The sequence below is a fragment of the Candidatus Wallbacteria bacterium genome, from assembly GCA_028687545.1.
Lineage (GTDB): Bacteria > Muiribacteriota > JAQTZZ01 > JAQTZZ01 > JAQTZZ01 > JAQTZZ01.
In genome coordinates this window covers 76,138-88,314 of the sequence record JAQTZZ010000012.1, presented here as the reverse complement: position 1 = coordinate 88,314, position 12,177 = coordinate 76,138, and the positions used below count along the sequence as shown (strand labels likewise).

Below are 12,177 nucleotides of genomic sequence, written 5' to 3'. Positions count from 1 at the left end.
AGCAGGCCTGGGTGGAGTGCTTACTCCAACCGGGCTCGGCACCGCGGTTGAAGAGGGCAAACAGAAAGTGGACGTCAAAGGCAAAACATTTTTACTGGAAACGCCTCTGCGCGCTGATGTGGCGTTACTGAAAGCACATCTCGCAGACAGGGCCGGGAACCTCGTGTTCCGCGGCACAGCCAGGAACTTCAACCCGCTGATGGCCATGGCCGCGGATGTCGTGATCGTGCAGGCCGAGCATCTGGTGGAAACAGGTTCCATCGACCCGGACCAGGTGATGACTCCGGGAATAGTTGTCGACCACATCTACAGCGAGGAGGAGTGAGATGGCAGTAGCACCTGAAAGGGAAAGAATCGCGAAAAGAATAGCCCAGGAATTCAAGGACGGCGATGTGGTCAATCTGGGAATCGGCATGCCGACACTGGTCGGAAATTACGTGCCGAAATGCGTGAATATAATCCTGCAGTCTGAAAACGGCATGATGGGTCTCGGCCCGTCTCCGGAACCTGGCAAGGAAGATCCGGATGTGACCAATGCCGGCTCCCAGCCTGTCACGGTTCTGCCGGGAGGTTCCTTTTTCGACAGCGCCACTTCCTTTGCAATTATCAGGGGCGGCCATGTGGACGCCACGGTCCTCGGATCGCTGGAAGTGGACCAGGAAGGAAACCTTGCCAATTATATGGTCCCTGGAAAACTTACACCCGGTATGGGTGGAGCGATGGACCTGACAGTCGGAGCCCGGCGCGTAATCATTTCCACTGAACATGTCACGAAGAACGGCGATCCGAAAATCCTTAAAAAATGCACTTTGCCGCTTACCGCGAAACGCGAAGTCAACCTGATCGTTTCAGAATTGGCAGTGATGGAAGTTACGGACAAGGGGCTTCTGCTCCGCGAGATCTGGGAAGGCACCACTCTGGAAGAAGTGCGCCGTCTGACAGGGGCTGAACTGATCATTCCGGACAAAATCGGCAGATTCTCCTGAACCTCGATGAAATTCAAGCAGGTCATTTTCCTTTTTTCCTTCCTGCTTCTCGAAGGAGCATTGTTTTTCGGCTGCGGATACTTTTTTTTCATAGACCAGACAGCCCGATTTAAAAATGAAATCATTGGAAGATACGAAACTCTGCTGGAACTTATCGTTTATCAGGTCGAAAACGTCAAAGATGAGCAGAATTTCTTTTTTCTGAAAAAAAGCCTGGAACGGCTTTTAAAGGATGATCCGTACTTTTCCTCATTCACATTGACCGGTTCGGATGGCGGGATCGTAATGCAGGTCGGGGAAGTAACGGTTGAGGTTTCGGACAATCTGGAGTTTTCCAGAGACATCCTGAAAGCCGGGAAAAAAAAGGGGAACTGCCGCATTTCAGTCTTTCTCGGAAATTACAGGCATTACTGCTTGAGTGTGAAATTCAAGCTGACTTTTTATCTTTCTCTGCTTTACTTCCTGGTTTTCCTGCTTGTGCTGAACTATTTTTATTTCGCTTTCCTTCGGCCTGAACGCATATTTGCCAGGTTACTGGGAGAGATCGATCCAGCGAGGGCTTCTGAAACAGAGGACCTGAAGCTTTTTTTTCTATGGAACAGGCTCAAATCACAGCTCGCCATTCTTCTGCGCAGGATCACAGTTAAGGTGGGAGAAGCCGGACTCAGTCATCCGATCACCGGCCTGCCGGGATATTATTACACACAGGCAAAGTTAACCAGGGATCTGAAAAGCGGAACACACGAATATCTCGTGCTTCACTTGATAGGTTTGAATCTGGTCAGCGTAAGCAGCGGTTTCATAGAAGGATATCGATTTCTGGAAGAGCTGGTGACTGAACTTCAGGAAATCCTTCATCTGATTCAGCCTGACGCTTTTCTTGGGCATCTGACTGATACGACTCTGGTGGCAAGAGTAAATCCTGCAACTGTCGACAGCTGCATCGAGCGGGTGCTGAAAGCGGTACAGGACTGGGCTGCTGCCCCCGAAAAACATTGCAAGCTTCAGAAAGACTGGGCCAAGATGATTGTATTTGTGTTTTCTTCAGCAGTGCTGGATCGACAAGAATTAGGGCAGCTGGAGAAACTGTATTTCAGTGCGCTCACAAAATTCAAGCGCAAAAACATCAAGAACAGCGCTTATCGTTATGAAGGGTCTGGCGAATTGATCCTGCTGTATGAGTTAGGAGCCTCAGATGAAAAAAAGCGAACTGATGTCAACCCTTGAGCGTCTGGCAATCCGCCCCTCCAGAAGCAAAGGTCAGAATTTTCTCTGGCAGGACGCCATCTTCGAACGTATCTCAAAAATTGTACCTGACGCGGCGACTGTGATTGAGATCGGAACAGGGCCAGGTGGGCTCACAGAGACTCTGGCAAACCGGTTTTCAAGAGTAATCGGATATGAGATCGACGAAGGACTGTATCGGATTTCGGTTGAGCGATTGTCCGCTCTGGAAAACGTCACCCTGATTCAGGCTGATTTTCTGGAGGCAGATCTGAGCGAATTTTGTGGCAGCGACCTGTCAGTGGTCGGAAATCTACCATTCAGTATTGCCAGCCAGATCATCTTTAAGCTGATTCCCTACCAGTTTCCGATGGTGTTCATGCTGCAGAAGGAGGTCGGCGACAGGCTGCAGGCATTGGTAGGCTCAAAAAATTACAGTTTTTTTACCGCTCTCACTGGATACTACTATGAAGTGAAAAAGCTTTTCCCGGTTGGTCCTGAAAATTTTTATCCTGCCCCGAAAGTCAGCTCCCTGCTCCTCAGTTTCACTCCGCGCCGTCGTGATCCAAAGGATTTCGACAGCTTCAGAGAATTTGTAAAAAAAGCATTCTCCTGCCGGAGAAAGATGCTCTGCAATAACTACAGCGAAGAAGAAAGGGGGAGAGTGGAAAAATCTCTGACTGAGCTTGGAATCAGCCTGAAATCAAGAGCTCAGGAACTGAAACCAGAGCAGCTTTACAAGCTCTTTGAACTGGCAAAAGAACAATTTGTAGGGTTATACCCCATATCATAATACCCTACTGCTGACATAACTTTATCAAGATGTTAGAATTTTTTGAGTTTCACAAGGAGAAAAAGTGGGAAAAAGAATTTTAGGATTTGTCCTGGTTGCAGCAATCGCGATCGCATTAGTACCTGTGATGGGCTGTGGCGGCGGTGGTGGTGACAGCGGTGGTGGAGCCGCTCCGGCAGAACTTGCTTTAAACGGGGTTGCTAATGACGCTTTTCTCAGCTCCGCCAACAATGTAAGCTTTTATTGCTGGGTCAGATACTATGGTCAAAATATAAACATTGCCAGCAGGATCGACTGGGATTCCAATGCTGTGACCAACGGGAAATACAAGGCTTACATTCTTGACAGCAGCATTTACAACAGTCTCCCGCATGTGTTCATGTTCAAATTCACCGAAAACTCCGCCGAGAAGCTCATGCTCAACGTCAAATCCTCGGTTTCAGCCGATGGAAACATGCCCATGACTCCAGCCACCACGATTGCTACACTCCAGGTGCTTGGCCCCAGCATTTCTGTCACTGACATCACTGCCGATCTGATCAGCACCAAGATCCAGGCCGCCCTGACCGACAAATCAGCAAATCTTACAATTATGGCTTTCGCTGCAGCTATCACTGATGCCAAAGCCACAGTTGCCACCCGCATGGGAAGCGGCGACATCGACGACCTGGATGTCGCCAGCGTGAGCGGAGCCTACTCCAATCTTGGCGAGATCATGAAACCTACGATTCTGTCAGCGAATAATGTGATGTCTGAGGTGATCAAGATCGCAGATAAAACTGCCACAGTTGATATCAACGCTCTATCAACTGCAACTGGAATCACTGCCAATACCCTTAATACTACCATCACTACTACCACGCCGATGACCAACACCTACCTCTATGCTACTGCTGCTGTCACCAGGATTAACGGCACTGCAATCACCATGGGATCTCCGGCCGGCGGGAGCGTGGCGGCGGCCTCAACGACCCCTCCTACTTTCAAGCTGCCGCTTTCGACCTCTGATACCGCCACTGCGGTGTTCAGCGCCGAAATCTCGATCACCATGCCGGCCTCGACCTCGGTGACCTCCATTTCAAGCCCGGTCAATCTTACAATCCGGAGTGCAGCCAAGCGAGCGGTGCTCAACCTCTCCTCGATCAGCTACAATGCAACCGGAGGTTTCAGTATCCCGGCCACAGCTGTTGCCACGATCAATATCTTCAACTCATTGACCGCAACCTATCCCTCTACCAGTCTGACTTACACCAATGTCGCTTCCAATACCTTCACAGTAAGCGGCAGCGTGGTGACTGTCAACCTGACCCCTGCCATGGCCAATGCGATCTATGCAGGTGCCGGCAGTGATCTGACAGAGGGCGCAACTTACACCTACACATTGTCCTTCCCCTCAATCAATTTTCTTTATGGGGGTACAACGGATGCGAATATCTTCAACACAGTGACAGGCTCTGTCAGATACAGCAATCTCCAGGCCTGGTATGCTACAGTATCCATTACCAGAATCAACGGAACTGCAGTGACCATGTCCACCCCGTCGAGCAACACTGCAGCCATAATTTCAGGTGTCACACCCGCTTTCAAGCTTCCTCTCTCGACTTCTGATACCACTACAGCGGTGTTCAGCGCTGAGATGGCAGTAACCATGCCGACTTCGCAGACCAGCCTCTCAGTCCCGGTTTCGATTACTATCCAGAGTGCGACCAAGAAAGCAGAAGTCGCTCTTTCTGCACTTAATTACACTTCAGCCGGCGGATTCAGTGTCCCTGCCGGAGCCATAGCTACAATCAATGGATACAGTTCGTTGACCGCAACCGTTTCCTCCAGCACCCTGTCTTACACCAATGCAGCTTCCAACACTTTCACTGTGAGTTCAGGCATCTTAACGATCAACCTGACCTCAAAAATGGCCAGTGCTGTCTATGCAAGCGGCAATGTCAATCTGACGAGCGGAACGACTTACTCTTATGCAATGTCCTTCCCGGGCAGCACTTTCCTCCTGGGGGGAATTCCGTTCAACACAATCAACGGCTGGGTTAAGTATATCCCTTAACGGGTTGAAAACTGCTTATCATTAAAAAAGGGCTGATTAGTTTCAGCCCTTTTTAATCAACTTCCGGCCGCCATCCAGGTCAATGCAGCCCATACATCCGTTTCAGCTTCACGTCCCCTGTGATCTCGTCTAAAAGCAGCAGGTATTCCTGTGAATCCGGCTTGAATTTATTGAGCTTCCTGGCGAGCTCCGGGAGCTTTTCCATGTATTTCAGCTCCCGGCAGAGTTTCAGGAGTTCGTATGTAGCCTGCTCATCCTGTGGATAGTTGACCAGGTAGTTTTCATATTCCGCCACCGACTTTTGCAGCTCTCCGCGAGACTTGAGAATCCGCGCCATGTAAAGCGAGAATTCAGGGTCTTCTTTTTTGGTTTTGAGATACTTCTTGAATCTGATTTCAGACAGCTTGCGGAACAGGTAATCGTGATCCTGATAGCCTGAAGCATGCAGGTTGCCGCATTCGCGGGCCGCTCTTTCAAATTCTTCGGCCTGGATCAGAAGTTCCAACTTACCGGTTCCTGAGATATTTTCGAGATATCGCGGCAGGTTCAGGGCCAGTTCCGCTTTGCGGCCAAGCCGCTCCAGTCCGAGCACGAGAAAGTGGAAATACTCAAGCCTGCTGCTGCCGCTTTGGATGGACAGTTCCGCAGCTTCAACCAGTGTTTTCCAGTCCTCGTTCCTGACCATTTCCGAGAACAGCTCCGACAGGTCCGGTACTGACTGTTGCTTTAAAAGAACATGCAGATAAGGCAGATGAAATCCGTTTTTTTTCAGAAAAACCAGCAGATTTTCAGTTCCCCTGAAAAACAAGCATCCTTCCTTTTCCAGGTTTTCGAAATCCGCTGATTCGCAGAAAGCTGTGAAGAGAAGCAGGATCGCGCGCTCATTGCCAATCCTGGTGAGGGTTTTAATTTCACCCAGATAACTTGATTTTTCAGGCCTGGATTCGATTATTTCAAGTGCTCTGGTCCATTCCCCGAACTCCATCAGCAGCCCGAGCGTTTCATGGATGAAGCTGTCTTTTCCGTGTTCCAGGAGGAAAATACCCAGATGCGACTGCAGAAGCTTTTTCCCGGCCCGGTCTGCCTCATGATAGAGGAGGCAGGCAATTTCCAGAGTTTCCTGCGGTTCAATCTTGATTGTCGCTGTTATGAAAGCTTCCGACAGTTCCATTTCCAGAAGTTCTGCGGAAAGCTTTTCCAGCTGAGCAGCCTCTCGCAGCAGCAGGGTACCCCATTCCGTCATTTCCTTGGCGTATTTATCGCTGGTATTGTTCTTAAGCAGTGATAAAATCAGCAGCCTTTTCAAATCATGAGGGAAAAACCTGTTCTTTTTCAACTGCAGGATCAGGCTTTCACAGAATCCGGAGTCCTGGTGATTCCTAAAAACGAACCAGAGCAGGTCCGGGATCTCGTTGTAGATTCCGAAATCAAAGAGCGATTGAAGCAGCGAGCGGTAATTTTCCTGGTCAGGGGAAAGAGTTGCCAGTTCACGATAGACAACCGGCAAAAATGGGCTTTTTTCGGGTAACAGTGAACGTTCCAGAAGGCGCAGTTTTTCCTGCAGCTTTTTGCCGGAGCAACCGGTTTCTTTCCAGAATGAGAGCAGCTGGTCGATCCGATTATGTTCACTGAGAATTTTCTCATACTCGTCAGGAGACAGGCATTTTTTCCGCCAGAGATGCTGATACCACGGCTCTGTCAAAGAGAAAAGCAGAGGGGAGAAAAAATCCGCCAATTCACGGAGCATGCCGTCAGGCTTTTCCATCAGCTTCTCTGCAAATTTTTCCGCCAGTCTTGAGAGATGAACGGCTTTATCCTTGTCTATTTCACAGATTTTTCGTGAGAGGATCAGGAAGATGCCTGCATCCTGAACTCTGGACGCAAGTTCCATCAGCAGATGTAAATACTTACCCTTCGCAGGCAGCGCTTCAAGTATCAGAGAGAGATTTTCACCGTCTCCGGTAGAAAAATAATGTTTCAGAGTGCTGATGGCCAGCTTGTGATCATCTGTTTCTCTGACAATTTCCCGGGCCAGGCTGAAATAGGCGGCGGTTTCTCCCTTCTGTTTGAGAAGTTGAAGCTTGAGAGATTTGAGCTGCAGGGTGCTGATGCCAGCATTTTCCACCCGCTCCAGCAGTCCTTCCAGCCTGGGAAGCTGTCCGGATTCAAGCAGATTTTCCGCCTGAACTATGATCTGCTTCTGGTTTCCCTGATTCACAAGCACTTCCAGGTATTGTGACTGCTTGTTACAGTCGTCAGGCCATTTTTCCAGGTAGAACTCCAGCAGCGACATCATGCCTGATAGAGAGTTGCGGATTTCAGCCAGCTGGATCAGTTGATTCAGCTTTGCTTTCAGCTGATTGCCGCTCGGATGGCCCAGACGGGTGAAGAGCTCCAGCATTTCCTGAAAATCTCCGTGTTTCTCCAACAGTTTCAGCAGTTCTTCGGCGATCATCGGCTGGCTGAATGAAGAGAGAAGATCTTTCAAAATCTCGATGGTGCGGGAATCGTCCAGCGATTCCAGGCAGGAGTCCAGCATCAGCTTGAAAGACTGTTGATCCTTTTTCTGCCTGAAGATCCATTCGTGGAATCGATGCAGTGATTCTCCTGCAAGCTGAGATCTGTTACGATGCAATACATCTTCCAGCCCTGGGATGTCCCTCTCTTCAAGCAGCCGTTCAGCCTGCAATTCTACGCTTTCAGTCTTGATTTCCGTGGCATTATCCGGTAGGGACGGGATTTTAGATCCGGCATCAGTCTTTTTTATTTTCTGCTCTTTGGATAATTCAGCCGCAACTTCCTGAATCAAAATCTGCGGCTTTGGAACAGGTGGTTCAGAAGAAATTTCAACACTTAAGCTGGGTTCCTTTTCCAGCTGAATTTCCGGGATTTTTATTTCCAGTTCAACTGTTTCAGCTGGTTTTACCTCCTGAGCCTTTATTTCAACCCTGCTGGCCAGATCTATTTCCGGGATTTCCTTTTTCGCAGGCTTGGGTTCAGGGCGTTTCTTCAGGATTTCCGACGGATTTGGCAGAAAACAATCCATACCGCGCATCAGGATGTCACGTTCGAGGATTTTACGGGACTGCTGCAGTTCCTGAGACAGTTCTTCCTTAGACAAACCGAGAATTTCGAGCAGCGTTCCACCAAGCAGAATTACTGCCGGCAGGTCCGGGTGCAGGCTGATTTTTTTTGTCTTTAAATAAAGATTCCAGTATGTGTCCAGCCAGGGCTGTTCGGAAATTCGACGGCATCCCGCAAGATGACGGAGCAGGAGGGCTTTTTCCTCGAAATTAGTTGCAGCAGCATTGAAATCCTCTTCCGAATAGGCAACACCTGTTCTGTTTGCAAGCACTTTTAACAGTATCAAAGCTTCCCAGGTATCTTTCGGAATGATGGGATTTTTTAGTTGTGCTTCGCAGGACTTATACAGGCACTGGAAAAGGATTTTCCAGATGCCTTCCTCCAGGATTTTTCTCAATTCCGGAATAAAAGGCTCGGGATCAGAGATATCATCAATCAGGAAATGAAGATGAAAATCCAGATCCTGGGAATTGAATTTTTTGGGGTTTCTCATTTTTCTGCACCGTAACCTGGAAAGATTTCACTGAGCAGGTCTTTAATCATCTGCGCCCGGCCCGGATTCTTCTTCTCATAGATCCGGATGAGCTCCTTGTATTCGTCCACTAGAAGGTTGCTTTCACGGACAGCTTCTTTCGGGATTCTGTTTAAAAGATGGAAGGCTTCGTCCTCTCTCTCCAGCCTGATCGCGCAATAGGCCATCATTGCCCTGGCGTCGTTACCCATGGCCTGCTCTGTCCTGGCATACCAGTTCATGGCTTTCCCGTATTCCTTAAGGTTGCTATAGCAGTCACCGAGCTGGAATTTAATCAGATCCTGGTTCGGGGGATTCATTTGCAGAAGTTTCTTCAACCCCCAGATTACCGAGAAAGTGTTTTCTCTGCTGGATTCGAGCAGCGCCTGTAATTGTTCCAGGATTTTTCCCGGTTCATGAGTTTCGATCAGGGTTTCCACTTTTTTCATGATTTCGTGCTGATCTACTATCAGTTCCTGCAGTTCGGAAAATTCAGCGGCCATTGAGGATTTGGCAGCGATTTCCGAAAAAAACATGCATTTAGTATAGGCTTTGTCGATCTGCCCTTCGCAAAGCTCATCCCCGATTATTTCCAGACATTTCTTCATTTCCTTCTGAAGAGTGCTGTCAATTTTCAGGGCGGACTGGAAAGCCTCAAAAGCCTCATCCTGATTCCCGGAAGACTGTAAAATATCACCAATTTTCTGCAGATAACTGGGATTATCCGGTTCTCTGGCTGTGAGCTTTTTATAGTAATTGAGGGCCTGGGAGTTTTTACCGAGATGGAGGTTGATTTCCGCAATTTTCTCCAGGATCATGGTGTCCCCGGGTTCCAGCTTGTTGATTTCATCGAAGAGTTCCTGATTCTGCTCAATTTTCCTGGTCCGCTCATAGTATTCACCGAGAATGGTCAAGATTGCTGCCCTGGCAGTGGAATTTTCGATAGCCTTGAAACGCACGAAAAATTCCATGATTTCCCGAACTTTTTCGTGTTCTTTAAGATAAAGCCTTGAAATCAGCTCGAAAATCCCTCCAGTGTCGCCGTAATTGATCAGAATCAGCAGCCTGGCCCTGGTTTCAAGCGGGAAGACTTCGACTCTGTCGAGTTCAGACAATGCTGTTTCCTGCGGGAGGTCTTTTTTAATTTCCTGGAGCAGCAGATGAAATTCTTCCAGGTCTGAATTTTCGAACTCCCGGGACAGGAGGATTAAAAAAGCCTGCAGTGCGGTTTTATTGTCATAGCCTCGGGTTTTGGCGATGAATTCCATGATCATGCCTCTGCGAAATTTCTGCTCCGGGATAAACCTCTGCAATGAGGACAGACCCAGGAAAGCCTCCTGGAAACGGTACAAGAGCAGATTGGCCTCATAAAGCAGCGATAGTACTGTGTAATTGTCGGGATCGTTCCTGAGCAGGTTTTTGTATTTTTCACAATAAGGCGATTCCAGCTCCGAGAGTTTGGAGATGTATTTTTCCCGTTCGGGTGAGATTGTGATCAGCTTTCTGATGGCAAGGAACTGGATGTAAGGCTGCCCCTGGCTGGATGCCAGCTCTTCAACAATCTCATATTCGGAAGCAGCATTGTCCAGGTTGCCAAGCATTTCGTGAATTAATGCCAGTTCGCGATGAATCAAAAGATCCGATGGCTGCTCTTCCAGAATTTTCTGATAGATTGAGAGAGCTGAATCATAAGATCCACAGGCAATAAATCTCTGTGCAAGGTATTCCGCAACAGGCGGTTTCAATGGGATCTGTCCTTCCGGAAGCTTTGGCATGATGTTAACATAACGCTGGCACCAGTATTCCCGCGATTCGGCTGGAAGCAGCTTGAGGGTCAGGAGGAGAATCACTGCTTTGCAGGCAGTTTCCTTGCATAAATCAGCCTGTTGCTTCCCGGATTGCGCAGCAAGCTGCATGAGGTGCAGGAAATGGACGTGATTTAGCTTTGCCAGGGGGCCTGAAAATTCTCCATCCACCAGCAGTTTTTTCAGAAGCTGGAGGTGAGTGTCCGCCAGATTCTGATCGACTCGTTCCAGGATGGAATTCTGGCGCAGGAAGAGTTCATTCCGGTCCAGCTTCGAATTCTCCAGAATATAGAGTTCGGCTGCCGAATGCAGAAGTTCGAGCTGGACTTCAAGTTCCTTGAAAAAATTTGAGCTGAATCCTGTAAACTCTTCAGGTCCCATGATTCCGGCAGCAGCCAGCCAGAGTTCGGGCAGATATGGAAGAAGCGATTCAGCAGGGGTGACGCATTCCCCGAACAGTTCACTGTAACCATAACGCTTCGGGAATTCCCTGAACAGACTGTAAACCTTGCGGAACGGCGACTGGAAGTCGCCGCTTCTTTTATAGTAATGCAAAAGGGATTTCAGGCTGGCTTCAGTACCGTCCTTTTGAAAGACAAGCTCTTGAAAAGTCACAGCGTGGTCAGGCCGGTCGCGGGCCAGCGACTCAGCGAGCGGCGACAGCATTGCAGCTCCTGATGGAGACAGTTCGCGGCGGACAAGATATTCCCCGATTTCCACCAGTTTGTCCAGGAACATGGCCCTGACATAGGGAGATGTGGAACCATAAGCCTGGCCCATATTCAAAAAAGTCTCCCTGTTCGGATGCCATCTGGCTATCTTGGAAATGGCGTTGATTGTGGAGTCCTGAAGTTTTGTGTCCTGACAATCCAGTTGTTCCGCCAGCAGGGGGATTACCCTGGGATCAAGGGCTTCTCCCAGGGCGAACACTACACTTTCACGAATTTCCGTTTGCGGAACTTTAAGCAGATCTTTAAAGGACCCCAGCATGCTGTCATCTCCGAGTTTCCAGAGAGCCTTGGCTGCATAAGCCCGGACACGGTCATCGGGATCGTGTAAAAAAGGAAGTATCAGCGGGATGATTTTTTTGTCACCGATGAATTCAAGTGCTTCTATCGTGTTGGCTTTGAGCCGGTTGTCTCCGGAATTGAGCATACCCTGCAGGATGGGAATTTCGTCCTGATCTCCAAGCCTGCCCAGCGCTTTGACAAGCGCTGATTTGACGAACGGGTGGAGTTCCGGCTTGTGACAGAGTTCGTGAAGGTGGGAAAGCGCACGCCTGTCGCCGATTATTCCCAGGGACTGGACGACATAGACCAGGACTTTATAAGGTACACAATAGATAATTTCACAGAGGAAAGGAACAACGTCCCTATCCTTGTGTTTCTCAAAGAGATTAACGATTTCATGCTGTTCCTGCTCGGGAAGGTCGAGGAAAGAAGAGCAGATTGAGTCGCGCAGTTTTCTCAGGGCCGACCAGGCGGAATAGCGGATATCCAGTCCACCTTCATTCGCTGCCTGGTACAGGAGTGAAAGAGATGCCCCGGATTTAATTTTAGTAAGTTCTTCCAGCGCTGCGCGTTTTTCCTCAACCGCACCATGTTGGAGGATAAGTTCAAAATTCTTTTCCGGCATGGAAAAATTTCCTCGCAAAAGACTTTTTTACCTATCGGCAGAAATCTCCTCTGTCTTTGACGGACTCCATTTTTGATAAATAA

7 protein-coding genes are annotated in these 12,177 nt (G+C 48.8%); 5 read left to right on the top strand and 2 right to left on the bottom strand.

Going from position 1 to position 12,177, the window contains the following annotated elements; genetic code table 11:
• The 5 genes from PHW04_07780 to PHW04_07760 all read left to right on the top strand — a co-directional run.
• Positions 1–325: 3-oxoacid CoA-transferase subunit A (locus PHW04_07780; GenBank protein ID MDD2715775.1), on the top strand; the 325-nt coding region annotated here is incomplete at its 5' end.
• Between the two features lies 1 nt (position 326).
• Positions 327–986, top strand: a complete 660-nt coding sequence (locus PHW04_07775) for a 3-oxoacid CoA-transferase subunit B (GenBank protein MDD2715774.1) — start codon at positions 327–329, stop codon at positions 984–986.
• A 6-nt stretch (positions 987–992) separates the two neighbouring features.
• Positions 993–2,213, top strand: coding sequence for a hypothetical protein (locus PHW04_07770; GenBank protein MDD2715773.1), 1,221 nt, complete (start codon positions 993–995; stop codon positions 2,211–2,213).
• Positions 2,182–3,003 carry a 16S rRNA (adenine(1518)-N(6)/adenine(1519)-N(6))-dimethyltransferase RsmA gene (rsmA, locus tag PHW04_07765; protein MDD2715772.1) on the top strand — a complete coding sequence of 274 codons (822 nt, stop codon included), beginning with the start codon at positions 2,182–2,184 and terminating at the stop codon, positions 3,001–3,003. The genes PHW04_07770 and rsmA overlap by 32 nt, the downstream gene beginning before the upstream one ends.
• Positions 3,004–3,067: 64 nt before the next feature.
• Complete coding sequence (locus PHW04_07760) at positions 3,068–5,059, top strand: hypothetical protein (protein ID MDD2715771.1); 1,992 nt, start codon at positions 3,068–3,070, stop codon at positions 5,057–5,059.
• A 79-nt stretch (positions 5,060–5,138) separates the two neighbouring features.
• Here the strand turns inward: PHW04_07760 and PHW04_07755 are convergent, their stop codons facing one another.
• A complete protein-coding gene (locus PHW04_07755) occupies positions 5,139–8,636 on the bottom strand; it encodes a hypothetical protein (protein ID MDD2715770.1) in 3,498 nt (1,165 codons plus the stop codon).
• Complete coding sequence (locus tag PHW04_07750) at positions 8,633–12,094, bottom strand: HEAT repeat domain-containing protein (GenBank protein MDD2715769.1); 3,462 nt, start codon at positions 12,092–12,094, stop codon at positions 8,633–8,635. The genes PHW04_07755 and PHW04_07750 overlap by 4 nt, the downstream gene beginning before the upstream one ends.
• Between the last annotated feature and the right edge of the window lie 83 nt (positions 12,095–12,177).